General features: G+C 71.9%; 24 protein-coding genes. 12 read left to right on the forward strand and 12 right to left on the reverse strand.

Annotated elements, in window-relative coordinates; genetic code table 11:
* Positions 1–259: 259 nt before the first annotated feature.
* From traB to K8638_RS16020, 5 genes are all read right to left on the reverse strand, one after another.
* A complete protein-coding gene (gene traB, locus K8638_RS16000) occupies positions 260–1,891 on the reverse strand; it encodes an outer membrane exchange protein TraB (RefSeq protein WP_223755395.1) in 1,632 nt (543 codons plus the stop codon).
* Positions 1,888–4,032 (reverse strand): outer membrane exchange protein TraA family protein, encoded by a 2,145-nt coding sequence (gene traA, locus K8638_RS16005; protein ID WP_370644002.1) that lies wholly within the window; start codon positions 4,030–4,032, stop codon positions 1,888–1,890. The genes traB and traA overlap by 4 nt, the downstream gene beginning before the upstream one ends.
* Before the next feature lie 202 nt (positions 4,033–4,234).
* Entirely contained in the window at positions 4,235–5,305 is a 1,071-nt protein-coding gene (locus tag K8638_RS16010; RefSeq protein WP_223755397.1) for a hypothetical protein, read from the reverse strand.
* A gap of 88 nt (positions 5,306–5,393) precedes the next feature.
* Entirely contained in the window at positions 5,394–5,789 is a 396-nt protein-coding gene (locus K8638_RS16015; protein WP_223755398.1) for a helix-turn-helix transcriptional regulator, read from the reverse strand.
* A 140-nt stretch (positions 5,790–5,929) separates the two neighbouring features.
* A complete protein-coding gene (locus tag K8638_RS16020; RefSeq protein WP_223755399.1) occupies positions 5,930–7,672 on the reverse strand; it encodes a GTPase in 1,743 nt (580 codons plus the stop codon).
* A gap of 427 nt (positions 7,673–8,099) precedes the next feature.
* Between K8638_RS16020 and K8638_RS16025 the strand changes: the two genes are divergently transcribed.
* From K8638_RS16025 to K8638_RS16050, 6 genes are all read left to right on the forward strand, one after another.
* Positions 8,100–9,092, forward strand: a complete 993-nt coding sequence (locus K8638_RS16025) for a DUF2169 domain-containing protein (protein ID WP_223755400.1) — start codon at positions 8,100–8,102, stop codon at positions 9,090–9,092.
* Positions 9,089–10,132 carry a beta-ketoacyl synthase N-terminal-like domain-containing protein gene (locus K8638_RS16030; RefSeq protein WP_223755401.1) on the forward strand — a complete coding sequence of 348 codons (1,044 nt, stop codon included), beginning with the start codon at positions 9,089–9,091 and terminating at the stop codon, positions 10,130–10,132. Before K8638_RS16025 ends, K8638_RS16030 begins: the two co-directional genes overlap by 4 nt.
* Positions 10,129–11,178 carry a DUF4150 domain-containing protein gene (locus K8638_RS16035; protein ID WP_223755402.1) on the forward strand — a complete coding sequence of 350 codons (1,050 nt, stop codon included), beginning with the start codon at positions 10,129–10,131 and terminating at the stop codon, positions 11,176–11,178. Before K8638_RS16030 ends, K8638_RS16035 begins: the two co-directional genes overlap by 4 nt.
* A complete protein-coding gene (locus K8638_RS16040) occupies positions 11,175–11,918 on the forward strand; it encodes an SMI1/KNR4 family protein (RefSeq protein WP_223755403.1) in 744 nt (247 codons plus the stop codon). The genes K8638_RS16035 and K8638_RS16040 overlap by 4 nt, the downstream gene beginning before the upstream one ends.
* A gap of 23 nt (positions 11,919–11,941) precedes the next feature.
* Positions 11,942–13,207, forward strand: a complete 1,266-nt coding sequence (locus K8638_RS16045) for a HEAT repeat domain-containing protein (protein WP_223755404.1) — start codon at positions 11,942–11,944, stop codon at positions 13,205–13,207.
* Positions 13,208–13,336: 129 nt separating this feature from the next.
* A complete protein-coding gene (locus K8638_RS16050) occupies positions 13,337–14,716 on the forward strand; it encodes a thioredoxin family protein (protein WP_223755405.1) in 1,380 nt (459 codons plus the stop codon).
* A 9-nt stretch (positions 14,717–14,725) separates the two neighbouring features.
* Here K8638_RS16050 and K8638_RS16055 read toward each other — a convergent pair whose 3' ends face one another.
* The 4 genes from K8638_RS16055 to K8638_RS16070 form a co-directional block, all read right to left on the reverse strand.
* Positions 14,726–15,880, reverse strand: a complete 1,155-nt coding sequence (locus tag K8638_RS16055; RefSeq protein ID WP_223755406.1) for a metallophosphoesterase — start codon at positions 15,878–15,880, stop codon at positions 14,726–14,728.
* Entirely contained in the window at positions 15,877–17,001 is a 1,125-nt protein-coding gene (locus tag K8638_RS16060; RefSeq protein ID WP_223755407.1) for a helix-turn-helix transcriptional regulator, read from the reverse strand. The genes K8638_RS16055 and K8638_RS16060 overlap by 4 nt, the downstream gene beginning before the upstream one ends.
* Before the next feature lie 260 nt (positions 17,002–17,261).
* A complete protein-coding gene (locus K8638_RS16065; RefSeq protein ID WP_223755408.1) occupies positions 17,262–17,609 on the reverse strand; it encodes a hypothetical protein in 348 nt (115 codons plus the stop codon).
* A gap of 12 nt (positions 17,610–17,621) precedes the next feature.
* The gene (locus K8638_RS16070; RefSeq protein ID WP_223755409.1) at positions 17,622–18,206 is read right to left on the reverse strand and encodes a hypothetical protein; all 585 of its coding nucleotides are present in this window, start codon (positions 18,204–18,206) and stop codon (positions 17,622–17,624) included.
* Between the two features lie 258 nt (positions 18,207–18,464).
* On the opposite strand from K8638_RS16070, the gene K8638_RS16075 reads away from it, so the two are divergent.
* Positions 18,465–18,956, forward strand: coding sequence for a hypothetical protein (locus K8638_RS16075; protein ID WP_223755410.1), 492 nt, complete (start codon positions 18,465–18,467; stop codon positions 18,954–18,956).
* A gap of 27 nt (positions 18,957–18,983) precedes the next feature.
* Here the strand turns inward: K8638_RS16075 and K8638_RS16080 are convergent, their stop codons facing one another.
* Together K8638_RS16080 and K8638_RS16085 are read right to left on the reverse strand one after the other, a co-directional pair.
* A complete protein-coding gene (locus tag K8638_RS16080; RefSeq protein WP_223755411.1) occupies positions 18,984–19,658 on the reverse strand; it encodes a dienelactone hydrolase family protein in 675 nt (224 codons plus the stop codon).
* Positions 19,659–19,732: 74 nt separating this feature from the next.
* Positions 19,733–20,068, reverse strand: a complete 336-nt coding sequence (locus tag K8638_RS16085; RefSeq protein WP_223755412.1) for a PilZ domain-containing protein — start codon at positions 20,066–20,068, stop codon at positions 19,733–19,735.
* Between the two features lie 126 nt (positions 20,069–20,194).
* Here K8638_RS16085 and K8638_RS16090 point away from each other — a divergent pair, with 126 nt between their 5' ends.
* Together K8638_RS16090 and K8638_RS16095 are read left to right on the forward strand one after the other, a co-directional pair.
* Positions 20,195–20,698, forward strand: coding sequence for a GreA/GreB family elongation factor (locus K8638_RS16090; protein ID WP_223755413.1), 504 nt, complete (start codon positions 20,195–20,197; stop codon positions 20,696–20,698).
* A gap of 90 nt (positions 20,699–20,788) precedes the next feature.
* Positions 20,789–21,706, forward strand: coding sequence for an MBL fold metallo-hydrolase (locus K8638_RS16095; protein ID WP_223755414.1), 918 nt, complete (start codon positions 20,789–20,791; stop codon positions 21,704–21,706).
* Between the two features lie 57 nt (positions 21,707–21,763).
* Here K8638_RS16095 and K8638_RS16100 read toward each other — a convergent pair whose 3' ends face one another.
* Positions 21,764–22,480, reverse strand: a complete 717-nt coding sequence (locus K8638_RS16100) for a class I SAM-dependent methyltransferase (protein ID WP_223755415.1) — start codon at positions 22,478–22,480, stop codon at positions 21,764–21,766.
* Between the two features lie 128 nt (positions 22,481–22,608).
* On the opposite strand from K8638_RS16100, the gene K8638_RS16105 reads away from it, so the two are divergent.
* From K8638_RS16105 to K8638_RS16115, 3 genes are read left to right on the forward strand one after another with little or no spacing between them, the layout of a single operon-like run.
* Positions 22,609–23,718, forward strand: coding sequence for a vWA domain-containing protein (locus K8638_RS16105; protein ID WP_223755416.1), 1,110 nt, complete (start codon positions 22,609–22,611; stop codon positions 23,716–23,718).
* Positions 23,715–25,190, forward strand: coding sequence for a choice-of-anchor D domain-containing protein (locus K8638_RS16110; protein ID WP_223755417.1), 1,476 nt, complete (start codon positions 23,715–23,717; stop codon positions 25,188–25,190). Before K8638_RS16105 ends, K8638_RS16110 begins: the two co-directional genes overlap by 4 nt.
* Positions 25,190–26,680 carry a hypothetical protein gene (locus K8638_RS16115; RefSeq protein ID WP_223755418.1) on the forward strand — a complete coding sequence of 497 codons (1,491 nt, stop codon included), beginning with the start codon at positions 25,190–25,192 and terminating at the stop codon, positions 26,678–26,680. Before K8638_RS16110 ends, K8638_RS16115 begins: the two co-directional genes overlap by 1 nt.
* The last annotated feature ends 97 nt before the right edge of the window (positions 26,681–26,777 follow it).

Below are 26,777 nucleotides of genomic sequence, written 5' to 3' on the forward strand. Positions count from 1 at the left end.
TCGTAGTTCTCGTGCGGCCTCCGGACGACCATGAAGCCGCAGACCCGCGTTGGTTCTACTTCCAAAGGTCCTGCCTCCTCACCTGGTGTCACCGAACACCTTGGGGGCCCCTTGCAGGAGTGCTTTCAGAGCCTCGGCCCGCCGACGGTTTCGGACTGCATCGCCAGGCCACTTCTTCCGTCAGGGGGCTTCAAAGCCATTCTGGGTCCCAAAGGCATGCGCCTCTCCTCCACGGTGAGAGGAGAGGCGCGTCACGGGGCTACTGCTTTGGAGCGGGGGCCTTGGGCTTGCCCAGTGAGGGCAGCTTCGGGAAGCGCTTGGACTTCTTGTTCAGGCCCTCCTCCGGGCACGGCGGGCGGGGCCCGTCGCTCGGCGGCTGGATGGTGAACTCGACGCGGCGGTTGAGCGCCATGCCCTCTTCCGTCTCGTTGTCGGCCAGCGGCTTGCCGCGGCCGAATCCCTGAGAGCACAGCCGCTCCGCCGCCACGCCGCTCTCGATGAGGAAGCGCACCACGCTGGCCGCGCGCCGGCGCGACAGGTCCAGGTTGTACGCGTCGCTCGCGCGCGAGTCGGTGTGGCCCTCCACCAGGACGCGGTCGACCTCCGGGTTCTCGTTCATCACCCGGGCCACCTCCTCCAGGATGGGGAAGGACTCGGAGAGGATGACGTCCTGGTCCGTGGCGAAGTTCAGCTGCTCCAGGATGACAATCTTGTTCCCGGCCCGCCGCGCCAGCGGGCACCCGTCGCGGCCACGGCTGCCGGCCGGCTCGTCCGGGCACTTGTCGAGCCGGTCCACCACGGCGTCGCCGTCGCGGTCCGTGTCCGGGCAGCCCGCGTTGCCCACGGGGCCGGCCACGTCCGGGCACAAATCGCCCTCGCCAATCACCGAGTCCCCATCCGGGTCCACCGGCGGCGGAGGCGGCGGCGCGGGCTCGGGCGGGTCCTTGAAGCGCTCCAGCGCCTCCCACTCGCGCGTCTTCGCCGGAATCCAGATGATGGAGGTGAAGAAGCTCAGCGTCGGTGACGCGAGCGAGCATCCGCAGCCCGCGCCACCGCCAAACGTGAAGGTGAGGCCGGTGGAGCTGTACCAGCGCAGGCCCAGGAGCAGCTCCGCGGGCACCTGCCGGGGCTCGTCGGGCAGCTTCTCCAGTCCCACCGCGCCGTGCACCAGGCCCACGGCGGTGATTCCGCTGCCGCGGAGGATGGGCACCTCGGTGCCCACGCCGAAGGGCATCATGTCGCCCACCGACGCGCCGCTGAAGACGTGGTCCGGCCGCTTCCAGAAGCCGCCGTTGAGCGCCAGGAGGATACCGTTGCCGAAGCGGTAGTCCAGCACGAGGCCCGGCGCCCACGTCATCTCCCCGTCACCGGCGAAGGCCTCCTGCGCGCCGGTGGGGAAGCTCACGTTCAGCGTCAGCGCCGCGCCGAAGCCCTTGCCCTCGGCGGGGCGGCGCAGGCCGGGGATGGCCAGCTTGCCGGTGAGCCGGAGGTCGCCGAGGACGAAGCTCTCCACGCTGCCTTCGGTGCCGATGACCTCCAGGTTCTGACCGCCCTGCGCGAGGATGAGCGGCATGTCCACGCCCACCTCGGCCCAGTCGAAGAGGCCCACGCTGGCCATGGCGTCGAGCTGGAGGCGGTTGCCGACGAGGGAAATCTTCCCCACGTCTCCGCCCTCGGGCACCAGCGTCAGCGGGTTGAGCGAGTAGCTGAAGTACGGGCCACCCGCCACGGACAGGTGAGACAGCGGGCGTGACTGCGTCACGACCACCAGGTCCTGGGGCGTGCCGGACGGGCGGAACAACTGCACGTTGAAGCGCGTGTCCGGCTGGGCGGTGGCGGCGGTGGACAGCCCGAGCGCCAGGAAGAGGAGCGGCAGGTGCGAGGGCTTCATCGGGCGCGGCGCTGGTTGCGAAGGAGCATGAGGCCCGCGGCGAGCAGCACCAGGATGGTGGTGCTTCCGGCAGGGGTGGCATCAGCGGTGGTGCCACAGCAGAAGGCGCCGCCCTGTGGCTCGGTGCCGGGCTTGCGGCGGCCCCGCTCGCAAGCCTGCGTGGCGGCCGAGCAGTGCTGCACGCCGAGGCAGTCCCCGCTGTCGTCACAGGAGGTGGTGCAGGTGTTGGTCGAGGTGTCGCAGGTGCCACCGCAGGGGCAGTGCGCGTCGGCGAAGCACTCGACGCAGGAGACACCGTCGCAGACGAGTCCCTGCTCGCAGGTCACCGCGCACGCTCCGGCGTTCTCACAGGTGCGGGTCTCCGGGTTGCACTGACCGCTGCCGCAGTCTTCGTCGTTGCGGCAGCCGACGCAGGCGCTGCCCCGCACGGAGCCGTCGGAGAGGCAGAAGGGGGTGTCGCCCTCGCAGGCGCCGCAGCGCTCGCCGCAGTGCCGGGCGGTGGTGCAGGAGGAGCACTCGCCGCTGAGGCAGAACTGGCCGTCGCCGCACTCCAGGTCGTTGCGGCACTGGACGCAGACCTCGCCGTCCAGACAGAAGGGGCGGTCGCCGGGGCACTTCGCGCAGCTGGGGCCGCAGGCGTCGGAGGTGTTGCACTCGGGGACTTCGTCCACGCAGCGGCCGTTGAGCGGATCGCACTTCTGGCCGGGGGCGCACTGGCTGTCGGTGGTGCACTCGACGCAGGACGGGGACGCGCCGGGCGTCGGCGCCGCGCACTGGGTGCCGTTGGGGCAGCAGTTGCAGGAGTTGCCCGCGCACGCGTCGTCGGTGGCGCAGGGGGTGCACTGGTTGTCGGCGCAGATTTCTCCGCGCGGGCACTGCGAGTCGTCATTGCACTCGCGGCACTCGTGGATGGAGGTGACGCAGACCTGGTTGTCGGGGCAGTGCTCGTCCTCGGTGCACTGCACGCAGGTGGCGTTGGGCTCGTCGCAGGCGCCGCCGGGGCAGTCGCTGTCGTCGTTGCAGCCGGTGCACTGGTTGGTCGCCGTGTCGCAGCGGCCGTTGTCGGGGCAGTCCGCGTCGTCGTTGCAGCCGCGGCACGTGTTGTCCGTCAGGTCGCAGCGGCCGTTCGGGCACTGGCTGTCTTCGGTGCACTGCACGCACTGGGTGCGGCCGTTGAGGTTGGCGCAGTGGGGCGTGGACTGACCGCACGGGGAGCAGGTCTCGCCACAGAAGAGGGACGAGTCGCAGGGAGCACAGAGCGCGGCAGCGTTGCAGTAGTAGAACGAGCCACAGCCGCCGTTGCCGGGGAGATTGGCGAACTGGCGGTTGCACTGCTCACAGCGGTTGAGGTCGTCCGGGAAGGATGGGCGGCCATTGTCCGAGTGGAAGAAGAGGGTCGGGGGCGCCAGGATGAAGCCTGCGCCGCTCAGCTTGACCACTGGATTGGTGCTGGCACCCCGCTCGAAGTCCGTGAAGGCTCCCACGAAGGTGGAGAGCTCCAGCGCGGCATGCTCACTCACCTGCGCATAGAGGATTTCGACCGGATAGAGGCCAGGGTTGTTGAAGGTGACGGTGTTGGTCGTGCGCCACGTCGGCAGTCCCAGTCGGGGAGGGCGGTTGATGACCTGATACGCCGTCTGGTTCCGGTCGTAGATCGCGAAGGAGACCGCGTCATCCGCGTAGAAGCCGAAGTGGAGCGGCACGTTCACCCACTGCGGGGTGATGTTGATGTAGCCGCGATACCGCGCGCCAAAGCCAGCGAACGTCGGGTGCGGAAACGCACAGCCGCCTGTTCCACAACCCTGCACCGAGTTCACGAAGTCGCCGTAGCTCGGCTGCTGGATGGTCGGGTCGGTCGGGTCACCCAGCGTGATGTTGTTCGACTGGTCGAGCACCGTGCGCAACACGGAGGTAACCCGTCGGGCTCGGGTGTTCTCCATGAAGGCATTCATGCCTCCGACGAAGTTGCTCTCCTCCTGAGGGAACTCCGCACCAGGGTTGTCCGGATCGCTCACGACGCTCGACGCCATACACAGGCCGGTGCCAACTTCGCCCGGGGATGGCGCCACGGGAGGGCCGGAGACGACGACTTCCGGCAACTTGGCCGCCCCCGCGACACCAGCGAGGCACACCGAGAGCACTGTGAGCGCGGTACGCGCGATGCGAAACAAGGGGGGATTCAAGGGGCGAACAGCATGGAACAACCCCCCGACGGACGCAAATGTTGCGACGCTGAGCGTACTGCGTCACCAACCTGACGTGTCAGGTTCTCCGACTCCCGCGTGACGCCTGGGACACACCGCTGCCCCTTCTACCCAGAAAACTGAGAGAAATCGGGCACTCTCACGCCCTCCGGCAGCTCACGTCCCCGTCCTGGGAGCGGATGAACGCGGCGGTGAGTTCCGTGCCCAGGGCCGCGCACAGCACCTCGAAGGTCCTCCGCCGCGCCCCACCCACGACGGAGGGCTGGCTCGCGAGTGTCTCAGGGTGTCTCACGAAGATGTTGTAGCCCACGATGCATCCATCCGCGCGGAGCACCGTGATTCCATCCGTGGCCATCATCCCCCGGAGGAGCTGCGCGGCGGCGCGCACGGCCGTGGAGGAGGCGTCGCTCGGGTCCGCGTGGTAGCGCTCCAGCATCGCCACCACGTCCAGCGGACGCGGCAGGATGACGCCGTCCACGAACAGCATGGAGCCGGCGCGCTCCCGGGGCAGCACCGCCACCAGCGCGCCATGCGAGCCCTGCATCACCTCGAAGAGGACGCGCTTGAAGAAGCCCCGTGCCCGCTCGCGGCTGGTGGTGGCCACGCCGTCGGTGACGGCATCGGCCAGCTCTTCCAGCACCGCCGGAGGCGAGGACGCGTCCACGCGCGCGCCGGACAGGTACACATGCCGGCACAGTCCGCCGCTCCCGCGCAGCTCCAGCACGTTGTCCGCGAGCTGGAGCACGCCCACCACGCCCGCGCCACCACCCTCCGCCCGGCGCAGGCGCTCCAGCGGCGTCTCCGCGAGGGGGAACGGGTCCGTCCGGAAGACGCCGTACGCGAACCCCTCCGGCACCCGCAGCAGGTACAACGCCCACCAGCGGCCCTGTCCCAGGGACGCGCACTGCTTCAGTGCCCGTTGAATCGTCGCCCGCGAGCGCGGGCCGATGCCGATGGCGATGGGGTCGTGCCCGCCGAGCTGCGCCAGCATCTGCCCCAGGTCGTCACACACGAACGCCATGGGGAACAGCGGGGCGCCTTCCTCGCGGTAGCGCGACAGGGTGACGATGAGCTCGCCAATGGCGTCCGCGGTCAGCGCGCACGTCATGCGGGCTTCATCGAGGAACGTGCCGACGGCCTCGGTCAGCAGGTGGCGGAACGACAGGACGGGAGGTGGCGAGCCCGGGGCGCCCGGGTCCGAGCCAATCATGACGCCCCCAGCATGGCGCATTGCCGCCGGACGCGCACGGACGGAGTGCGGCCAGGCGTGCCTGCCTGCCCCTTGCCACCCCGGAAGCTCAGCGAGCCTGCCGCTTGAGCGTCACCAGGAACTTGCGCAGGGCCCGCCACTCCTCCGGGTCGAAGCCCTGGAGGGTGCGGATGAGGCGGCGCAGCTCGGGAGGGTGCTCGGCGTAGGGGGGCGGAGGCTCGGCCACCTGCCAGGGGCCTGGAGGCATGGTGCCGGCGGGCAGGCCCAGCATCCGGTCCGCGGACTCGTGCAGCACGTGGCACAGGCGCCAGAAGGTGGGGATGCTGGGGAAGGCCCGGCCCCGCTCGATGCGGCCGTACACCTCGGTGGCCAGGTCGATGCGCTCGGCGACATCCGCCTGGGTCAGCTCCTGGCGCACGCGCGCCGCCTGCGCGTTCCTGCCCAGCGTCTTCTTCAGTGACGACTTCTCGCGCTCGCCGAGCATTGCCCCTGGCCCATCCTGAAAAGTCCTGGGCGGTTGATACGACTTGATGGATTGGAAGCACAGGACACGCGGAGTGGGGCTGTCCGCCAGACCCGGCAGGTTGCTGTCGCGACCCGATTTCTCCCGTCGGGAGGCCCGCGTCAGGACAGCCCGGTCCGTGCCTCGTCCAGCCGTGCCGCCGTGCGCGTCCAGTCGTCGGCCAGCCCGTCCAGGTGGCCCAGCACGTCGGAGAAGAAGCGCGTCTCCAGTGCACGCGCCAGGGTGGCCCCGTGCGCGTCCGCCCACTTCCGGGTGACGCGGGCTCGTACCTGCGCGCCCAGCAAATCCACGAAGCGCTCCATCAGCGGTGTGGACAGGAGCGTGCCTGCCCACACCACCGCGTCGTGGCCGAAGCCACCCGTGGCCACCGTCACCGCCGCCGCCGCGCCCGACGGCACCGAGTACACCAGCGTCGTCAGCGCCTGGAGCAGCTCCTCGCGCATGCCCCCTTGCAGCTCCGCGGCCACCAGCTCGCGGCAGAAGGAGTACAGCGTGGCCCGGTCCGCCGCGTGCGCGTGCAGCGGCTCGAAGCCCAGCGGCTCCTCCAGCTTCGCCAGCGTCACCGGGCCGAAGGCCTCCGCGAGCCTCGCCCGCGTCTCCGCGTCTCCCCGCCACGCGGCCACCTCGGGAGCGAAGGCGTCCACCAGCTTCCGCACGCCGTCCTTCATCGACTCGTCCACCGCGAGCGTGGGGGTCTCCGCCCCTTGCGGCTCCGGCCCGGTGAAGGACTGGCGCACCTTGCGGCTCACGAAGGTGAGCGCCGTGGCCAGCCCGCGGAAGGGCAGCCGCACCCACTTGTGGAAGTGGCTGCGCGCGTCCAGTTCGTCGCGGAAGGCGTCGATGAGGATGTCCGCCGGCACCGCCTTCAGCGCCGCGTGCGCGCCCACGCCATTCAGCTCGTGACGCAGCCGCTGCCGCAGCCGTTCCGGCTCCTGTGCCGCCCGCGAGGCCGCTCGCGCCACCGCCTCCAATTCCGCGCGCGCGTCCGCCAGCGAGGCCTCCAGCGCCCGGGCCTTCAGCTCCCGTGCGTGCTCGGCCTGTCCCAGCAGCGCGGAGAGCGGGGGCCGTCCGTCCAGTGGCTCCGTGGCCAGCGGCTTCAGCCCCGCTTCCACCTCCGGCTGGTGCGGCGCCAGGTAGCGCGCCATGGGCGGGTGGCCCACGTCGGAGGCCAGCTTGTCCATGTGCCCGCGCGCCACCTCTTCGCGCGTGGCCTCGTTGTAGACGAGGAGGTACGGCCGCCCGTGCCCCACCGCCGAGCGGAGGAAGTCCACCAGCGCGGCGTTCTGGTACGTCTGCCGGCTCACCACGAACACCAGCACGTCCACGGTGACGAGCAGCGCCTCCGCGCGCTCGCGGTTGTCGCGGTACACGCTGTCGAAGTCCGGCGTGTCCATGACGAGCAGCCCGCGTGGCACCGCGTCCGCCAGCACCAGGTAGAGCCGCCCCGCCGGGCCCGGCTGGTCCACCGGCGCCGCGTCGCCGGAGGGCACCGGCACCGTGTCATAGCGCCGCGTGAGGAAGTCCTTCAGCGTCCCCGTCCACGTCTCCGGGTGCGCCGCCGCGAGGCACTGCTTGGTGAGGCCGCCCTCGGGACGCGCGGGGGAGAGCGCCGCCCCCACCAGCGCGTTGAAGAGGGTGGACTTGCCCACGTTGTTGGGGCCGGCGATGGCCACCAGCAGCAGGGGCGCGTCGGTGGAGCCCAGGCGGGGGAGCAGGTCTCTCCGCAGGCGCTCGGCCAGGCGGCGCGCGGCGTCCGCGTCCGGGGCCTCCGGGAAGCGCTCGGGGGCGGGCAGGGCGTCCAGCGCGGACGCGAGGGAGGTGCGCAGGGTGTACGGGTCTCTCATCACCGGATGTCCGCGCGCACCACATCACGCGCGGAGGCCCGTGCCCAGGAGACTTCCACTCCGGTGTCGGTCGAGGACAGAGACGGGCGGGGCGCGGGAAGTTGGACCGCGCGAGATGCGCACGCGAGGTGAGGCGTGGGGGGCAAGGCCGACTCGGGCGCGGTCCCCCTTTTTCCAGCCACGCCTTCTCGCCAGCTCCCGAGCCTGCGCTCCCTCGGCCTTTCCGACTGCTGGAACACTGTCATGGACATCACACTCGCTTCTCTACGTTCCCAGGTATTGCGTGCCACGTGAACAGTACGGCGGTCACACCCCTCGTGCTCTGCTCGAAGCCTGAGCGAAATCCTGCTTGCCGGGAGCTGGACCCGGCGTCTGCCATTGAAACAGGGAATGGCTTGCCTGCCAGGGGGGGCGGATGCCAGGGCACATGGAGAACAGGAGTCGCTTCGCTTCGGAAGACTTCCTGTCATGGGACAAGGAGGGGCGCGAGGTGCTGGTGGTATGCGTGGCGGGGCGCTTCGAGCTGCCTTCCGCCGGGCGCCCCACGACGCAGCCGCTGCGAGTCAGCGAGGCGCAGCGACCGCCGCCTCCGGCCGATGCGTACTGGGGCGAGCCGGAGCATTCGAGCCCGCGCGTGGAGGGCCAGCGCGTGTACACGCGGCCCGGCACGGACGTGTACGTGAGCGGGCACGCGTGGGCGCCCGGGGGAAGGCCGACACGAGAGGCAGCGGTGGGCGTGAGGGTGGGCGCGTGCCGGCAGGTGGCGCGAGTCTGGGGCCCGCGAGTGTGGCAGCGAGGTGTGCTGGGTTTGAAGCCCTCCACGCCGCGAGCCTTCGAGAAGGTGCCGTTGCACTGGGAACTGAGCGCGGGCGGAGCGGGCGCGCCGGACAACCCGGTGGGGTGCGGCGTGTACGCCTCGGTGAGCGCGGCGGTGGACAGGCCCTTGCCGCAACTGGAGGACCCGGAGCGGCCGTTGGAGAGCCCCACGCAACGGGTAACGCCGGTGGGCTTCGGGCCGGTGGCGCGGCACTGGCCGTCTCGACGCGCTCTCGCGGGCACATATGACGAGCGGTGGGTGCGGACGCGGGCGCCGCTGTGGCCCGAGGACTTCGACGAGCGCTTCTTCCAGGCGGCGGCACCGGGGCTGAATGCGGCGGGTGGGCTGCGGGGCGGCGAGGAGGTGGTGCTGGCGGGAATGCACCCGGACGGGAAGGTGGAGTTTCACCTGCCTCGCGTCCACCTCCAGGTGGAGAGCCGCTTCCGGCGGCGGAAGGAGACGCGGGCGCTGGTGCTGGACGGCGTGCACCTCGAGGTGGACGAGGGCGCGGTGACGCTGCTGTGGCGCGCGGCGGTGCCGGTGCGCCGGGACCTGGCGGAGTACGAGGGCAGCGTGGTGCGCGAGGAGGAGGGGCGGCCATGAGCACGGGCACGCGAGAGGTGGCCGTGGTGGCGGTGGGGGCCTGCACGCCGGTGGGGCTGACGGCGGCGGTGACACGGGCGGAGCGGGCGGCGGGGACGCCGGGCTTCACCCGGACGGAGGTGCGGGGCGAGGACGGGGAGTCGGTGCGGGCCGCGCGGCTGAGGTTGCTGGAGGCCTGGCTGTCGCGCACTCAGCGCATGGCGGCGCTGGGGGCGACGGCGCTGGAGGACTGCCTGGCGGCGGTGAAGGGGCGGTGGGCGGACAGCCGGCTGCCGTTGGTGCTGGTGCTGCCGGAGGACGGGCTGGGCGCCCCGTGGGAGGAGACGGCGCTGAGGGAGGCGCTGGAGGCGGAGGCCCGGCCGGCGCGGCTGGAGTGGGAGGAGGGCCCCTGGAGGGCGGGCCGCGCGGGCCTCTTCGCGGCGCTGGCGCATGCGCGGCGGGTGCTGCGCGAGGGCCGGGCGCCGTGGGTGCTGGTGGGCGGAGTGGACTCGCTGGGTGACGGGCTGTCTCTGCGGCGGCTGGTGGAGACGGGCCGGTGCCTCAGCGGTGGGCGCGGGGAGGGGCTGATTCCGGGCGAGGGCGCGGGCTTCCTGCTGCTGGCGCGGGCGGAGGAGGCGCGGCGCGCGAGGCTGGAGGTGGCCGGGTGGGTGCTGGCGGAGGCGCACGGCCAGGAGGCGCGGCACTTCCGGCAGGAGGCGCCCGGCCGGGCCGAGGCGCTGACGGAGGTCTTTCGCCAGTTGCGGTGGCACCCGGGCGTGGAGGGACGGCGGGTGGACGTGGTGCTGTCCTGCCAGACGGGGGAAGGGTACTGGGCGCGGGAGTTCGGCCAGGCGTACCTGCGCAACGCGGAGCTGTTTCCGGAGCCGCTGGTGGTGCGTGAGGTGGCCGAGGGCCTGGGCGACGTGGGCGCGGCGGCGGGCGCGCTGCAGGTGGCCCAGGGGCTGTACCTGCTGCGCAAGCAGGGCGGAGGGCGAGGGCTGGTGTACGGCGACGCGGACGGGGGCGTGGTGGGGGCCTGTGTCCTGGAGGTGGCGTCATGACGACGACGTATGCGAATGGCCGCTCCGTGCTGCACGCGGGGGACGGGAATACCCAGACGGCGGCGGCGCCGGACGTGTGCAAGACGCCCTCTCCCGGCGGCCCGGTGCCGGTGCCCTACGGGAATGTGGCCAGGGACAGCGATTTGGCCGAGGGCAGCACCTCCGTGGAGATTGACGGCCACCCGGTGGCACTCAAGGGCAGCTACTTGAGCACCAGTACCGGGGACGAGGCGGGGACGGCGGGTGGAGGACTCGTTTCGTCGAAGATTCAGGGACGGGTGGTGTTCCTCACCGCGAGCCTGGACGTGTTGGTGGAGGGCCAGGGCGTGGTGCGGTTCCTGGATACCTTCCTGGCCAACGCCAATACCGGCAACACCCTGGGGTTGGTGTACGGCGACCCGCTGGTGGTGCCGAAGGGGAGGGATGGGGAGGAGCCCACATGCGACGCCTGCGGGAAGCCCTTCTCCGAGCACCCACCGGGCCTGGAGTCCTCCGAGGAGGTGCGCAAGGAGATGCGGCTGCTCGTCCGCGGGCACCAGGCTTCCTTCAAGCAGGCGGTGGTGGAGAGAGAGAACAAGGGCTTCATGCTGGGGGTGCTCAAGTGCCGGACGCGGGATGGGCGGACCGTCCACCTCCGGGCCATGTCGGGCATGTTCGATAAAGAACTCGGCATCGCTCTCGACCCTACCTTTGAGGTGGGACCGAAGATTGATGGGGCGAAGCTCAACAAGGCGATGAAGATTCAGGAGCAGCGGCTCGCCGAAAGACCCAGGCATGGCTTCCGCATGAAGAGCTTGAAGGGCGAGAACCCGAACGCCAACCCGCCGGGCAACTGCGCGGCACCGAGGCTGCTGTTGTACGCGATGGACCGGGGGTGGGAGCCGGTGGAGATGGTGGAGCAGTGGTTTGGCCCCGCCACGGAAGCGAAGGAGCACGGGCAGGAGTACCCGCCGTGCGAGACGTGCAGGAGGCTGGTGCCGGTGCTGCTGTGCGAGGCGCGGGAGCGGGCCAGGAACGAACCCACCCACGAGGAAGGGCAGGTGTGAGGGTGAAGAGCAAGATTGAGCGCGTCATGGACTTCATGGAGGAGAACTGGCCGGCGCACCGGGCGCCGCTGAAAGGCGCCTCCGCCGAGGACATCGCCGAACTGGCCGCAGAATGGCAGCGCCCCCTGCCCGAGGACTATGTGGCCTTCCTCCAGCGGATGGGGCATCGCACCGAGGGGCTCAAGTGGTCGGAGCACATCGACTTCCGGTTGGGCACCATGCTCCGAAGCCTTCGGTTCCCCCGGGAGAAGCGCATTCTCCCCAAGCGCTACCTCCTCATCGGAGACGACCTCACGGAGGCGGACCTCCGCTATGCGTTGGACCAGGAGAACCGCTCGGAGGACGGGACTGCGGTGGTCCGCGCCGTGTACAGGATGACAAGTGAATTGGGGCCCGAGCACACGATTCCGGAGGCCACCAGCCTTGCCGAGCTGCTCTTCAACAACACCTTCCTGTACGAGCGCATCGAGTCACTGCCGCATCGTTCGGGGCACCGCGGGCTTCGGTTCGTGGGCAGGCCCGAGGAGAAGCAGCCCTTCGAGTCCGTCCTGGAGGAGTTGGGGCTCGCCCGCCACCCGCTCTCCGGCCCTTTCTTCCAGGCCTACGAGTGTGACGAGGGAAGGGTCGCGGTGCGCTGGAACGAGGGCCAGTACGGCCAAATCATCAGCGCTTCGGAGTCGATCGACTGGCTGAGCATGGTGGGCAAGACGCTCCGTGGCCGCCTGCCCGTCTGGTTGTGACAATCCCCGCACAAGAGGAATCCATGGGCTCCCTGTCCAGACACCCCGGAGCGGAGGACTTCCTGCGCGAGCTGGGTGAGGTCCACCTGTCGGAACTGGAGTTCCTGCTCGCTCAGCGCCTGCGCCACCTGCGCAACCCCGAGGTACCCTGGCCCAGGGTGGGACTGCTGGAGGCGCGGGCCCTGGCCCACGCCGAGGCGCTGCACGCGGGAGGCGCGGGAAGTCTCGTGCTGGCCCGCGCGGCCCTCGCCGAGGAGGACGCGGACCGGGTGCGTGCTGGCGCCTACGCGCTGGCCCTGCACGGGCCCGTGGGACTGGAAGAAGCGGTCCACTCCCTGTCCCAAGCCCCCGAGGAGTGGCTTCCCGCCCACTTTGAAGCCCTGGCCCTGGTGCCCCCTCCCCGCGTCGCTCCCGCCCTCATGGCCCTCCTCGACTCGCCGCGTCCCGTCGTTCGCGCCTCCGCGGCCCAGGCGCTGGGCTGGAGTCGGGAAGGAGAAGCCACGCGCCTGCTGCCCCTGCTGAACGATGCAATGGTCCCGGTGCGTGAGGCGGCCGCGCTCGCCCTCGCGCGCCTCCGGTACACCCCCGCGCTGCCGCTCCTGGAGAGTCTGTCCCTCCGCGTTCCTCCGGACGAGGCCGCCGGGTTGCTGCGCGCCGCCCTCCTGCTGGGCTCCTCCAGTGCGCTCGAGTGGGCACGGCACCTGTGCGCCACCTCGTGCCCACCCCCCTCGTCGCTGGTGGAGCTGCTGGCCCTCGCTGGAGACGAGCGGGACGTGACACGGCTTCAACGGTGGTTGGTGTCGCCCACGCTCACGGCTCCCGCCCTGCGCGCCCTGGGCATTCTCGGCGTCCCCTCCACCGTGCCGCTGCTGCTCGAATACCTGGAGTCTGCGGACGCGGCGCCGGCCGCGGCCCAGGCGCTGGCCCTCATGACGGGCGCTCCCCTGCTGCGCGAGGAACGCCTGCGCGGCGAGCTCGACGAAGAAGGGGAGGAGCCCTCGGGCCCCCGGGTGACGTTGCCCCTGACCGACCCCGAGCCGTGGCGGCAGTGGTGGAAGGAGCACCAGGTCCGCTTCCGTCAGGCCATTCGCTGGCGGCACGGTCAGCCCTTCAGCACGGCCCTCTGCCTCGCGGAGCTGAAGGATTCGCGCAGCCCGCTGGACGTGCGGACCCGCGCCGCCTCGGAGCTGGCCCTGCACTCCCGCCGCTCCTTCGGCTTCGAGCCGGATTGGCCCGTGGCTCGCCAGAAGCAGGCCCTGCTCAGCGCCCATCCCGAGCTCATGGGGTGATGTGTGCCTGCCCGGCCAGGGGGCACCTCCTTCCAAGCACCCACAGCCAGTATCCCTCACTTGCCTCCCGGCCCATACGCTGGGCAACCTCGTACCCCGCATCTCACCCAGTTCAACGAGGGTAGCCCCATGCGCATCCCCGCCTCCTGCCTGCTCCTGCTGGGGCTCGTCGCCTGCACCGCCGCCAACACGAACGTGCCCGTGGACGCGGCCCACGCCGGCTCTCCGCTGCCGTTCATCGAGGACGACTACAGCCGCGCGCTCGCCGAGGCGAAGGCGAAGGGGCTGCCCCTCTTCGTCGACGTCTGGGCGCCGTGGTGCCACACCTGCCGCTCCATGAAGGCGTACGTCCTGTCGGACAAGGCGCTGGCCCGCCACTCCGGCCGCTTCGTCTGGCTGGAGGTGAACACCGACCTGACGCGGAACGCCGCCTTCCAGGAGAAGTACCCGGTGGAGTTCTGGCCCACGCTGTATGTCATCGACCCGCGCCACGAGAAGGCCCTGCTGCGCTTCGCCGGCAGCGCCACCGTGGCCCAGCTGGAGCGGCTCTTCGAGGACGGCGAGCGCGCATACAAGGGAGGCGTCACCGGCGCCGAGGCGCTGCTGGCGCGCGGCGACGCGCTGTACGGCGAGGGCCGCTCCGCCGAGGCCGCCGAGACGCTGACGGAGGCCCTGGCCGAGGCGCCCGCCGACTGGTCCCGCCGGGGCCGCGCGGTGGAGTCGCTGCTGACGGCCCTGTACGGCGCGAAGCAGTACGAGCCGTGCGCGCGCAAGGCGCTGGAGGAGCTGCCGAGGACGCCGCGCTCGCTGTCCTGGGCCAACGGCGCGTTGATGGGGCTGACGTGCGCGCTGGCGCTGCCGGCGGACCATGCGGCGGCGAAGGAGCTGCGCGGCGCCACCGAGGCGAAGGTGGCCGAGGCCCTGGCGCCGCCGGCCATAGAGATGGCGGCGGATGACCGCTCCGGCCTGTACGAGGTGCGCGTGGAGGCGCGCGAGGCGGAAGATGATGAGGCCGGCGCGAAGGCCCTCGCCGGGGAGTGGCTGACGTACCTGGAGGGCGAGGCCGCGAAGGCGCCCAACCCGGACGCGCGCTCCGTCTTCGACTCCCACCGCATGGTGGCGGCGATGAAGCTGGGCGCGCCCGAGCGCGTGATTCCGGCGATTGAACAGAGCGAGAAGGACCTGCCCCAGGACTACAACCCGCCCGCGCGGCTGGCCACGCTGTACCGGCTGCAGGGGCGGCTGGCCGACGCGCTCGCCGCGAGCGACCGCGCGTTGGCCCGGGTGCAGGGGGCCCGCCGCCTCACGGTGCTCTCCGGCCGCGCGGACATCCACCTGGCGCGGAAGGATTCCGCCGCCGCGGCGAAGACGCTGGAGGAGGCCATCGCCTTCGCGAAGACGCTGCCCTCCTCGCAGGTGTCGCCGCGCGCGGTGGCAGGGCTGGAGAAGAAGCTCGCGGGCATCCAGGCCGAGGCGGCGCAGCCCCAATCCTCGGCCGCGCCGAAGTAGCCCCGGCCTTCAGCCCGCGGCGCGAGCGGCGGCGCGGGCGTCCAGGTCGAACAGCTCGAAGTCCTCGGGCGGGCACTCGCGCATGCCCCCGTCGGTGAAGACGAGCACCGCCTCGTCCGGCCCCGCCGGCGGGGGCGCGCCGTGCGCGTAGCCCACGCGCACCCCATCCGTGACGAGGTACCGCACCACGCCGTCGCGCGCGCCCGACGGGCCCAGGCCCAGCAGCTCCCGGATGCGCTTGTCGCGCGAGTGTCCCACCACCTGCGTCAGTCCCTCGGGCAGCCGCCGGGGGTCGAAGCGCCGGCGGGGCGTCTCCCGCACGCGCCCGGCGTCCCCCGGCTTCAGGCTGGGGCGCTGGTAGAAGATGCCCACGCCCTCACCGCTGGCCGCGTCGCCCGGGCGGTGCAGCCCCGGAATCACGAGGGGACCCTCCCTCCACGCCGCCACCGCCGAGTCCACCGCCGCGTTCAGCGCCTCGGCCACCGCGCCCGCGTCCGCACGGCGCGCATGCGGCAGGCCCGTCACGTCCAGGTCCTCGTGGGTGACGCCCGCGTGCAGCACCAGCAGCCCGGGGCCCGCCGCGTGCGCCGTGCGGAAGCGCTTCACGCGCAGCAGGTGCTCCACCCAGGCGCGCTGGGCCTCGCGGAAGTTGCCGAAGTCGCGCGCCACCAGCTCGGCGGTGGGGACCGCGGGCCAGCGCGCGAGGAAGGCACGCTCCGCGGCCTCGTCCGTGTCTCCGCCCTGGTACGCCCGGTCCGCCTCCGCCTGCGCGGCGGCGAAGGTGGCGTCGGTGAAGCCGGCCAGCTCGCCCACGCGGCCCAGGTCGTGGTTGCCCAGCAGCATCACCGCCTGGTCCGCCGGGTGCGCGGCCAGCCACGCCACCAGCGCCAGCCCGCTGGCCGCCACCGGCTCCCGCTCGTGCGGCCTGCCCCAGTCGAAGTGGTCGCCCACCGAGACGAGCTGGACCTCGGGCCGCAGCCAGCCGTCGTCACCCAGCAGCCCGTGGTGCGCGAGGATGGCCAGCACGCGGTCCAGGTCCGCCTGCGGGTCGCCCATGGCGAGCCGCCGTGTGCGGGGACGGCCGTCGGCGGGCGTGGAGTGGGGGCCCTTCGCCACGGCCTCGGCGGCGCGGGCGAGGGCGGCCTGGATTCGGGCGTCGTTCACGAGGTCTGGAAGAAGCGGGCGATGAGCGCCGAGCGGCTCTCCACCTGGGCCTTGCTCAGCAGGTGGGTGACGTGGACCTCCACCGTGCGCTCGGCGCAGCCCAGCCGCGCGGCGATGGCCTTGTTCGTCTCACCCTGGACGATGTGGGTGAGCACCTCGGACTCGCGCTGCGTGAGAGACCAGCGCGCCGACAGCGCATGCACGCGCGCGGCGGCGCTGGACGCGGTGCCCGAGTCGATGGCCAGGTAGTGCGCGGGCAGTCCCGGGGTGCGCAGCGGGGTGAGCGTCAGCGGGCCCGAGCAGGGAATGCCCTGGGCGCCGCGCTTGAGCTGCTCCATCAACTCCGGCTCGCCGCGCTCCAGCCGCACCCGTCCAGCGCTGTTGGCGTGCACCACGCGGCCGCTCGCGCTGACCACCCAGGCCGCGCGGCCCAGCGCCTCCATCGCCACCTCCAGCGCGGTGGTCATCAGCCCCGACTCGCGCAGCCGCGTCTCCATGGTCAGCCGCCGCTGCAGGGCCGGGGTCAGCGCCTGGAGCAGCCGCTGCTCGCGCTCGTTGAAGGGCTCCTCGCGGCCGATACCCACCCAGCCCAGCAGGGCGGGGCCCTCGCACACCAGCGTGCGCAGCCAGGCCATGTTCTCCACGCCGAGCTGCCGGAACACCGCGCCGGAGCGGGCGCTCACCCGCTCGCGGATGGCGTCCAGCTCGTTCTCGCTCATCCCCAGCCGCCGCCCCACCTCGATGGCGGGCAGGTCCGGCAGCGGCATGTGCCGCGCCTCCGTCTCCGCCAGCGAGCGGAAGTGGAGCGCCCTGTTGCGCTGCGCCGGCTCGGGCCGTGCCGGATCGAACCAACCCCACGGGTCACCCAGCGCCGACATGGAGCCGTCCAGCACCCCGTGCACCGTCGCGCTCGGCAGCGGGAACCCCGAGAAGTGGGAGTAGCTGGCGTGGTAGCGCTCGGGTCCTACATCCACCCCGTACGCCAGGGCGCGTTCGGCCTTCATGGCCTCACGCAACGCGCCCAGCACGGTCGGGAGCGACTCCGCGCTGGGCTCGGCCTCCATCAGCAGGACCTCCAGGTCCGCCAGCAGGCCTTGCTCCTCGGAATTCAAACGAATCAAGATTGGCGGAGTATATCCCCAGGGCCAGGGCTGTCGTCACGGGAGACCCGGGCCGCGGACGGTTTGGATCGGCCGGTGCCCCGGGTGGAAGCCGACCCGACGGGTTTCCCTGATGGAAATGCGGCCCCGCAAGCAGGGACACTTGGAAATGTCGGCTCCCGGGGGGGAGGGCCGCATCCGCGGTGCGTTGTGAGCGCGCGCCGGGTGCCCGGCCTTCGGGCACCCGGCGCGCAGCTCCTTCCGCCAGCACTCCCGTGGCGTCACGCCGGGCGCAGGAAGCGGGGGAGTCGCTCTGCCGGCACCACCCGCTGGAGGAAGTGCAGCGCGCCGAGCCCCAGGTACGCCAGGCCGAACGCGAGTGTCGCCCAGCCAATCCACGCGCTGAGGTCGCTGTCGCCCAGGCCGACCAGTCCCCAGATGGTCAGCGCCACGCCGACGGCCCAGGGCATGCCGGTGCGGAAGTGGGGGCCGCTGAAGGCGGCGCCGAGCGCGAAGAGGCCCGCCGCGAGGACGCCGAAGCCGAACCACGAGGGCTCGCCGGTGGGGAAGAGCTCCGCGAGGGCCAGCAGCACGGTGAAGAGTCCGAGGATGGAGAGTCCCAGGGTCATCGGGCGTGCTCCTCACACCTCACGCACGGGGCCGGTGGGCGGGCTCGCTCGCACCTCCGCCTCTTCGCGAGTCACTGTCTCCGTCATCACGGAGGGACGGGCCGGAGGAACGCCGCCGGGCACGGGGGCTCGAGATGCGCTGACGGCCGCGGGCACGCTGTAGGGGAACTCGCCCGTGAAGAGCGGACGGCTGACCGCGCCGGCCACCGCGCCGATGAAGGTGCCGATGACGTGGAGCACGGTCCAGCCCCAGAAGCCCAGTCCATAGAAGAGGTACGAGGAGTTGTTCCGGGTGATGATGGTCATCAAGAAGATGATGGCGGGCACCGCGATGGAGGTCACCACGGCCGCGCCGAGCGCGCGCTTCATCCGGCCCGCGTGGTAGCCGCCGAAGGTGCCGCCCAGCAGGCCGTTGAAGAGGGGAAGCCAGAAGGTGACGAGGCTGGTGATGACCATCGTCAGGATGCTGCCGACGAGGATGCTGCGCTTGAGGACGAAGCCCTCGGGCTTCATGCCCACGTCCGAGGGCAGCTTGGCGTGGAACCACTCGCTTGGGGACTCCACGGCGGCGGGGGGGATGGGGGTGTTTTCGACCATGGCTCGTTGCTCCCGTGGGGGTGGCTGAAGAAGCGCGCTGGATGTCGATGCCCATGAAGTTGGGACGGCGGCGGGAACGCGGAAGGGCCGCCAGCCGCATCGGGGGGCGGGCCACCCCGCGGGCCCTGGGGCGCTCGCCCGGGAATCCGGCACCGTGTGGGGCGGAGAGAAGATGCGCACCAGACCTGGCGGGCGGAGGACCCGCGGCTATGCTGCCGCGCCCGGTTGCCCCCTCTCACCCCGCCCGGAAGAACGCCCATGAACCTCCGCCGCACGCTGCTGTCCGCCGTCCTGGCCTCCACCGCCCTGCTGTCCGCCTGCTCGCTGAGGCCCCACTACAGGGACGTGGTGCGGCCCGGCCCCTCCGAGAGCGCGGCGGGACAGACGGTGGCCCTGCGCGTGGTGGACGCGAAGACGAACCGGCCGGTGCCGGGCGCCCGGGTGCTCGCCGGCGAGACCCGCTCGCGCCTGTCCGCCACCAGTGACGCGGACGGACTGGTGACGCTCCAGGTGTCCAACGAGCTGCTGCGGGAGAATCCGCTGGTGGAGGTGGTGCTGCCCGCGGGCGTGCGCTCCTACCGGCTGGAGCTCGTGCCGTCGGGACAGGCGCCCGCGCCGGAGGCCACGCCCGAAGCGCCGGCCACGTCCGAAGCGCCGGCCACGCCCGAGGCCCCCGCCGTGCCCGCGGCTCCGGAGACGCCGGCCGGCACGGCGCCGGTGGCCCCTGCCTCGCCCGACGCCGGCACCTGAGCCGGCGCCGTCAGGGCCGCGCGGGGCTCAGCCGAGCTTCGCGCGGAGGAAGTCCACGGTGCGCTGCCACGCCTTCTCGGCGTTGTCGCGCGAGTAGACCTCCGGGCGCGTGTCGTTGAAGAAGGCGTGGCTGGCGTCGTAGCGGTGAAGCTCCGCCGGGATGTTGGCGCCCTTCAGCTTCTTCTCCAGCACGTCCACGCGGTCCGGCGTGCACCAGTCATCGTTCCGCGCGAAGTGGCCGAGCACCGGCGCGCGGATGCGGGTGACGTCCACGCCGCTCTCGGGGGGAATGCCGTAGAAGGGCACGGCCGCGTCCAGTTGTGGGTCGTTCGCCGCCGCCAGCAGCGTCAGGGCGCCGCCCATGCAGAAGCCCATGATGGCCACCTTCGTGCCCGGAGCGCGCTGGCGCAGCGCCTCGGTGGCGGCGCGCAGCTCCGCGGCGGCCCTGCCCCAGTCCAGCGCGCCCAGCAGCTTGTCGGCTTCCTTCGGGTCCTTCGTCACGCGGCCGCCGTAGAGGTCCGTCGCGAAGACGGTGAAGCCCTCGCGCGCCAGCCGGTCCGCGATGCCACGGATGTGGTCATTGAGTCCCCACCACTCGTGGACGAGCACCACCGCGCCGCGAGCCGGGCCGCCGGAGGCCTCGCTGAGATAGCCCGTCACTTCCTGGCCCTGCTTGCCGGTCAGCTTCGTCTGTCCCGCCATGCGTGCACCCCTTGGTGGAAAGAGAGGGGCGCAGCTTAGACGCGCGCTGGCGGCGCGAGGGCGGGAATGACGGCTCAGGTGAACCAGCGCACCAGCCGCTTGCCCTGCATCTTCCGGTACGCCTCCAGGCGGAGGCGGAAGTCCTGGGTGACGTTCGTGAAGCGCACGCCGTAGCGGCCGCGCACGCGCTCACCGGCCGCCCGCTGCGTCCACACGATTTCGCCCTGGAACGGCAACTCCTCTTCGCCCACGGCGATGGAGCCCTCCACGGCCGTGCCCGGCTTCAGCGGCTGGAGCATGTCCGCGCAGAAACCTCCCTCGGACACGTCGTGCGTGTAGACAGGCAGCATCCCGCGCAGCCGGACCGTGAGCCGGTGCGCGAAGCGGGGCTGGGTGCGTGGCAGGTGCATATCCGTGATTCTGCCATTTTCCAGGCGTGTTGGAAAAGAGGGCGCCTCGCCGGGCGGGCAGGGAGGCGGGCCCGGGGCTACAAATCCACGGAAGGACTGAGAAATCTCCCGGAGGTGGAGGCGGGCATGTCGAAGGCGTTCACGAAGGAGGACTCGGGCGGGGAAGAGGTACTCCCCGTGCGGCCGCGTCCGGCGTCGGGTGAGAAGCGCTACATCACTCCGGAGGGCTACCGGGCGCTGCAGGAGGAGTTGCTGGCCTCGCAGGGGCCGGACACCGGGGCGGAGGGGCTGACGCCGCTGGAGGCGGGAGTGCGCCGCAAGGAGCGCGAGCGGCGGGCGCAGCAGCTCGCGGCGGTGCTGGAGGAGGTGCGGGTGGTGGAGCCGGACGCGGCGCAGGCCGGTCGCGTCTTCTTCGGCGCGTGGGTGGAGCTGGAGGACGAGGACGGGGGCCGGGTTCGCTACCGCATCGTCGGCCCGGATGAGGCGGACGTGAAGGCGGGGCGGCTGAGCGTGGAGTCCCCGCTGGCGCGTGCGCTGCTGGGCAAGGAAGTCGGAGAGGCCGTGCAGGTGGAGCGGCCCCGGGGCGCGGTGGAGTACACCGTGACGCGGGTGGACTACGCGGCGCATTGAGGGTTGGCGCGCGGGCTCACAAAAGCAGGCTGGCGGGCCTGCGCGCGGTTATGTTGCGCGCCCGTCACTCCTCCTCCTGGAGCCCTGAACATGAGAAGCCTCCTGGCCGTGCTGGTGGCAGTCCCCTCGGTGGCGCTGGCGCAGCTTCCAGACCCCGCGAAGGCGCAGGTGACGAGCAGCCCCGTCGCCGGCAACGTGCACATGCTGATGGGCGCGGGCGGCAACATCGGCGTGTCGGTGGGGCCGGACGGCCTGCTCATCGTCGACGACCAGTTCGAGGTGCTGGCGCCGAAAATCAACAAGGCCTTGGACAAGCTGAGCAAGGCGAAGATTTCCTACGTGCTGAACACGCACTGGCACTTCGACCACACCGGCGGCAACGGGGTGTTCGGGCGCGAGGGCCGCATCGTGGCGCACCGCGAGGTGCGCACGCGCCTGCTGGTGGGCGCGGACATGGGCGCGTTCGGCGTGATTCCTCCCGCGAAGAAGGAGGCGCTGCCGGTCATCACCTACGACACGGGCATGTCGCTCTACTTCAACGGCGAGGAGATTCGCCTGACGCACCTGCCGGCGGGCCACACGGACGGTGACACGCTGGTGCACTTCACGGGCTCGAACGTGGTGCACATGGGCGACCACTTCTTCGTGGATTCGTTCCCCTTCATCGACCTGAAGAGCGGCGGCTCGGTGGAAGGCTACCTGCGCAACATCGAGCAGGTGCTGAAGACGCTTCCGGCGGGAGCGAAAATCATCCCGGGCCACGGGCCGCTGGCGGGGCGCGAGGAACTGGAGCGCTTCGTGGCGACGATTCGTGAGTCGGTGACGCTGGTGCGCGCGAAGCGCGAGGCCGGCAAGACGCTGGCGCAGGTGAAGGCGGAGGGGATGCCGGAGAAGTTCAAGCCCTGGGGCGCCGGCTTCATCAATCAGGACATGTGGCTGGAGACGGTGTTCACCAGCCTCGAGCAGAGCGCCGCCGCCGCGAAGGCCCGGGCGGTGGATACCAAGTAGTCCGAGCGAGTCCCCGGGGCCTGACCGCGACGCGGCGGGCCCCGCGGGCCGCCACGCTCACCCGCGCGTGGCGATGACGGTGCTGAGCGGCGTGAAGGGCTCGGGGAGGATGCCGTCGCGCACCTCGACGGTGAAGCCCTCCGCTTCGAGCAGCGCGCGGGCGCGAGGCACCAGGAACGTCAGGTAGTACATGACGAACGGCGGCTTCCAGAGGGCGTTGCGCACGCGCATGGCCGCGTTGAAGCCCTTGGCCAGCCAGAAGCCCGGGTGCAGCTTCGACGGCGGGTGCGACGTGACGAAGACGAAGCGGCCCCCGGGGCGCAGCGCGCGGGCGATGCCACGCACGAGCCGGGGCTCGTCCTCCTCGAGGATGTGACCGAAGGCGCCGAAGCTGGTGACCAGGTCGAACTCGCCGTCGAAGGGCAGCTCGCGCGCGTCACCGCGGACGAACTCGAAGCGCGCGGAGCCGGGGGCCCCGGAGAGACGGCGCGAGGCCTCCTCCAGCATGCCCTGGCTGAGGTCGAAGCCGACGACGCGCTCCCGCGCGAGCGGCCGGAGGAAGCGCATGGCGGCGCCGGTTCCGCAGCACACGTCGAGCGCGCTGCCGATGGACCCGGGCGGCCCCACCTGTTCGATGGCGGCCTTGAGCACCGGGTCCGGCGTGCGGAAGGGCGTGTAGTCGAACTTGGGAGCGAGCAGGTCATACCCGTGCTCGACGGAGGAGAGGGCCTGGACGGCCAGCTCCCGGAGGGTGGGCCCTTGGCGGTGGAACATGGTGCCTCCCATGTACCGCATCCCTGGCGGGCGCAGGTGGCGCGGTGGGAGGCAATGCCGGGCACTGGAAGTTGGAGGCCGCGAGCCGGCGCCGCGAGCCGGGGAGGATGGGCTAGGCTGCACGCTCCATGCGCCGTGCCGCCGCCGTCGCCTTCCTGGCGCTTCTCCCCCTGTCCTGCCGTGAAGAGCGGCTCGTCCCGTCCCTGCCTCCGGGCTTCCACGTGGACACGTATGCCCAGCGCTCCGCCTCGGCGGTGGACGTGCTGTGGGTGGTGGACGATTCGGGCTCCATGGCGCCGCGGCAGGAGGCGCTCGCGCGCAACTTCCAGGCGTTCATCTCGCTGTTCCGCGAGGGGCGCATCGACTTCCGGATGGGCGTGGCGACGACGGACATCTTCACGCGTCCGGGGGAGCTGGTGGGCGAGCCGCGAATCCTGACGCCCGGCACGCCGGACCTGGAGCGGGCGTTCGGGAACAGCGTGAGGGTGGGCACGCAGGGCAGCGCGTACGAAGCGGGGCTGGAGGCTGCGAGCCGGGTGCTGGAGCGCCAGGCTCGGGAGAACGCGCCGGTGCTGGAGGCGCGGGCGGCGTGCGAGTCCGGCTGCTCCACGGAGGCGTGCCGTCAGGACTGCGCGGCGGCGCACCCGGTGGCCTTCCTGCGCCCCGAGGCGTGGCTGTATCTGGCCTTCGTGACGGACGAGGATGACCGCTCTCCGTACGAGGTGCGCACGTACTGGCGCGCGTTCGAGCAGGTGAAGGGGATTGGAAATGATGGGACGGTGGTGGCGTCGGCCATCATCGGGGACGTGCCGGCGAACGGCTGTGGCGCGGAGCCGGGGACGCGGTATGCGGAGCTCGTGACGCTCACGGGCGGTGAGCTGGGGAGCATCTGCGACGCGGACTTCGCGGACACGCTGCGCACGCTGGCGACGAGCGCGGTGGGACTGCGGCGCACGTTCGCGCTGGAGCAGCCGCCCAGGCCGGACTCGCTCCGGGTGCGCGTGCGCTATCCCTGCGGCACGGCCGAGGAGTCAATGCGCGGCTGCGAAGCCGTGGACCGCACGGCCTGCGAGGGCCAGCCGGCGGAGGCGCTGGACGTGGTGTGCACGCCGGTGCGGGGAGGGCCCGATGGGTGGACCTATGAGCCGGCGCGGCGCGGGGTCTACTTCGCGGGTGACTCCGTCCCCGGGCTCGGCGCGCGGGTGGAGCTGGAGTACGTGGAGGAGGGCGCGTCGTGAGTCGTCGTGTCACGTCTTCCCGCGCGCCCGTGCGTCCCGGTGTCCTCCTTCTCTCGCTCCTCTGTCTCATCGGTGCCGCCTGTGGTGGTGACGGGCCTCCGCGCCCGGTGCTTCCCCGCTGGGTCGTTCCGGAGCCGGCGCTCGACTTCGGACCGGTGCCCGCGCTCAACGAGCGCACGGTGTCACTGCTGCTGGTGAACGCGGGGCGCGCGCCACTGCGGGTCCTCGGAGTCGCCGTGCGCGGAATGGAAGTTCCATTCCGCGTGGTCGCCGCGCCGGACGAGGTCGCCGCGCAGAGTGAGGCCCCCGTGAGGCTGGCCTTCGTCCCACCACGAGAGGCGGCCTACACGGCGACGCTGGAGCTGCACACGGATGACCCGGAGCACGGCACGGTGGAGGTGTCCCTCCGGGGAGAAGGGCGCACGGCGGCGGTCATCGAGGTGGAGCCCGAGCAGCTCGACTTCGGCCGGGTGGCGGAGGGGAGCGCGGCGGTGCGGACCTTCACCGTGCGCTCGCGAGGCAGCGCGCCCCTGGTGCTGGAGGAGCTCGGCCTCGCGAGCGGGACGCCCGCCACCTTCGAGCTGGTGGGCTCCACGCGAACGCCCGCGGTGCTGGACGTAGGAGGTGAGGTCCAGCTCACGGTGCGTTATTCGGCCCCCCTGGGAGCGCCGCCGGAGGCCGCGAGCGGCACCCTTCGCCTGCGGACCACGGACCCCGGGCACCGCGAGGCCACGGTTGCCCTGCGTGCGTGGGGGAACCGCGCGCCCATGTCCATCGTGACGGCACCTGGGGAGAGCGTGCCGGGAGCCGAGGTGGTGCTCGACGGAGCCGGCTCGGTGGACCCGGATGGGGATACGCCGCTCACGTACCAGTGGGTGCTGCGCGAGCGGCCCGTGGGAGCACAGGCGAGCCTCTCCCAGCCGGGAGCAGCGAGCACGATGCTGCGCCTGGACCCGGTGGTGCCGGGGGCGTACGAGGTGGAGCTGCACGTGACGGATGCGGCGGGGGCTCGGAGTCTCCAGCCCGCTCGCGCGCGCGTGGTGGCGGTGCCCGCGCAGCGGTTGCTGGTGGAGGTGTCGTGGAACAACGCGGTGACGGACCTGGACCTGCACGTGCTGCGCGGCACGGACGTGGTGCCAGGCTCCGTGCCGGAGGACTGCCACTACGCGAACCCGCGTCCGGACTGGGGCGCTCCCGGCCCGGAGGAAGACCCGGAGCTGTTGCGAGACCGGCTGACGGGATACGGGCCGGAGGTGTTCGGCTACGAGAGCCCCGCGCCGGGGACGTACCGGGTGGCGGTGGTGCTGGCCCGGGAGAATGGGGCGGTGGACCCGCGCAGCGAGGCCACGGTGCGCGTGTACGACCGGGGCGTGTTGAAGGGCGAGTACCGCCGCACACTGGCGAAGCAGGGCGACGTATGGGCGGTGGCGGACGTGCAGTGGCCGGCGGGCATCGTCACGGAGGTGCCGTGATGCCGCCCACCTCCTGCCTCGCCCGAGGCCTGCGCGTCCTGCTCGTGACGGCTCTCCTTGCCGCCTGCTCATCGGAGCCCGCGAAGCCCGTGCCCGACGCGGGGCCCAGGGCGACCGCCTGCGAGCACCGCGAGGACTGCGAGGGAGGCCAGGTCTGCGGCGCGGAGGGCTTCTGCGGCCCCTGCGAGTCCAGCGGCCAGTGCCGGCTCAAGGAACACTGTGAGGTGGAGTCGCGCGTCTGCACCCTGCGCGACGGATGGGGCGCCGACTGCACGGCCAGCACGGACTGCGCGCTGGGCATGTGGTGCCGCCAGGGACTCTGCCGGGCCCGGCCGGACGTGGTCCTCTGCCCTTCGGGGACGCGGGCCGAATGTCCCTCGGGCCAGCGTTGCAACGGGGTGAGCCTCGTGTGCGAGGAGGACCTGGGCTGCGCCGAGGACGCGGACTGTGGCGCGGAGGAGCGCTGCAACACCGGGCTCCACGCCTGCGTCCCCCGCTGCACCGAAGCCACGGCCTCCCGGGTCTGCGCGTCCGGCGAGCGCTGCGCGGACGGCCGGTGCGTTCAGTGCGAGGCGGATGCGGAGTGCGGCCCGGGGCTCCTCTGTGACGCCGCGGGGCGCTGCGCGGCGACACCGCGTTGCTACTCGGACCGGGACTGCGCGGTGCCCCTGCTGTGCCACGTGCCGAGCGGAGCGTGCCTGCCGCGGCCTCCGCCGTGTACCTCGGATGATGGCTGTGCCGCGGACCAGCGATGTGACGTGGGCACCGGGACGTGTGTGCCGAGGGCCTGTCAGCCGGACACGCTGGAGCCCAACGACACGGCCGCCACCGCGTATGCGGTGAGCGCGAGCCGCTATCCGGGGCTCACCCTCTGCCCGGACGACGCGGACCACTTCTCCATCTCACTGGAGCGCGGCGACCAGCTCGGGGTGAACGTGGAAGCGGACGCCTTCGCGGAGCCCGCGTTCTCCACCTCGATTCAGGACGCGAGCGGCAGGGTGCTCGCATCGGGACGCTTCCTGGCAACCCATGTCGCCGCGGTGCCCGGCACCTATACCGTGCGCATCGCCGCGCGAGGGAGCGAGCCTCGCGCCTACGACGTCGGCTTCTTCCTCTCGCGGGGAACGCCTTGTGACGACGACCTCCACGAGCCCAACGACACCCCGGGCACGGCGAAGGCGCTGTCGGAGGGCACTCCCGTGGAGGGGATGCTCTGCCCACGGGACCAGGACTACTTCCGGCTCACGGTGCCGGAGGGGAGGGGTGTGCGCGTATCGCTGTCGCATTACATCGCCGCGAATGGCCTGCTGCGCCTGTGTCTGCTCGGCGCGGATGCAAGCTCGGAGCTGGGATGCTCCACCGAGCCCACGGGGGCGGTGGTCTCACTTCCCGCATCTGTCGCTGGGGGACGGGCGCTCACCGTGCGAGTCACCGGAGATGATGCCCGAGCGGTGAATGGCTACACGCTCCAGGGGGAGTTGCTGCCATGAGTCGCCTGGCCTCGGCCGTTCATCCTTCCGAAGGGCCATGCACTCCCGGCGGGACGGATGCCATGAATCACGGGCACCCGCTTCCGCGGCTGGCCAC

Origin of the sequence: Myxococcus sp. RHSTA-1-4, assembly GCF_020037125.1 — a bacterium.
GTDB lineage: Bacteria > Myxococcota > Myxococcia > Myxococcales > Myxococcaceae > Myxococcus.

What these genes read in the sequence shown, in the direction of transcription:
- traB (WP_223755395.1), bottom strand. Translation starts at nt 1,891, where the DNA reads ATGAAGCCCTCGCACCTGCCGCTCCTCTTCCTGGCGCTCGGGCTGTCC.
- K8638_RS16010 (WP_223755397.1), bottom strand. Translation starts at nt 5,305, where the DNA reads ATGATTGGCTCGGACCCGGGCGCCCCGGGCTCGCCACCTCCCGTCCTG.
- K8638_RS16015 (WP_223755398.1), bottom strand. Translation starts at nt 5,789, where the DNA reads ATGCTCGGCGAGCGCGAGAAGTCGTCACTGAAGAAGACGCTGGGCAGG.
- K8638_RS16020 (WP_223755399.1), bottom strand. Translation starts at nt 7,672, where the DNA reads ATGAGAGACCCGTACACCCTGCGCACCTCCCTCGCGTCCGCGCTGGAC.
- K8638_RS16025 (WP_223755400.1), top strand. Translation starts at nt 8,100, where the DNA reads ATGGAGAACAGGAGTCGCTTCGCTTCGGAAGACTTCCTGTCATGGGAC.
- K8638_RS16030 (WP_223755401.1), top strand. Translation starts at nt 9,089, where the DNA reads ATGAGCACGGGCACGCGAGAGGTGGCCGTGGTGGCGGTGGGGGCCTGC.
- K8638_RS16035 (WP_223755402.1), top strand. Translation starts at nt 10,129, where the DNA reads ATGACGACGACGTATGCGAATGGCCGCTCCGTGCTGCACGCGGGGGAC.
- K8638_RS16045 (WP_223755404.1), top strand. Translation starts at nt 11,942, where the DNA reads ATGGGCTCCCTGTCCAGACACCCCGGAGCGGAGGACTTCCTGCGCGAG.
- K8638_RS16050 (WP_223755405.1), top strand. Translation starts at nt 13,337, where the DNA reads ATGCGCATCCCCGCCTCCTGCCTGCTCCTGCTGGGGCTCGTCGCCTGC.
- K8638_RS16065 (WP_223755408.1), bottom strand. Translation starts at nt 17,609, where the DNA reads ATGACCCTGGGACTCTCCATCCTCGGACTCTTCACCGTGCTGCTGGCC.
- K8638_RS16070 (WP_223755409.1), bottom strand. Translation starts at nt 18,206, where the DNA reads ATGGTCGAAAACACCCCCATCCCCCCCGCCGCCGTGGAGTCCCCAAGC.
- K8638_RS16075 (WP_223755410.1), top strand. Translation starts at nt 18,465, where the DNA reads ATGAACCTCCGCCGCACGCTGCTGTCCGCCGTCCTGGCCTCCACCGCC.
- K8638_RS16080 (WP_223755411.1), bottom strand. Translation starts at nt 19,658, where the DNA reads ATGGCGGGACAGACGAAGCTGACCGGCAAGCAGGGCCAGGAAGTGACG.
- K8638_RS16085 (WP_223755412.1), bottom strand. Translation starts at nt 20,068, where the DNA reads ATGCACCTGCCACGCACCCAGCCCCGCTTCGCGCACCGGCTCACGGTC.
- K8638_RS16090 (WP_223755413.1), top strand. Translation starts at nt 20,195, where the DNA reads ATGTCGAAGGCGTTCACGAAGGAGGACTCGGGCGGGGAAGAGGTACTC.
- K8638_RS16095 (WP_223755414.1), top strand. Translation starts at nt 20,789, where the DNA reads ATGAGAAGCCTCCTGGCCGTGCTGGTGGCAGTCCCCTCGGTGGCGCTG.
- K8638_RS16100 (WP_223755415.1), bottom strand. Translation starts at nt 22,480, where the DNA reads ATGTTCCACCGCCAAGGGCCCACCCTCCGGGAGCTGGCCGTCCAGGCC.
- K8638_RS16105 (WP_223755416.1), top strand. Translation starts at nt 22,609, where the DNA reads ATGCGCCGTGCCGCCGCCGTCGCCTTCCTGGCGCTTCTCCCCCTGTCC.
- K8638_RS16115 (WP_223755418.1), top strand. Translation starts at nt 25,190, where the DNA reads ATGCCGCCCACCTCCTGCCTCGCCCGAGGCCTGCGCGTCCTGCTCGTG.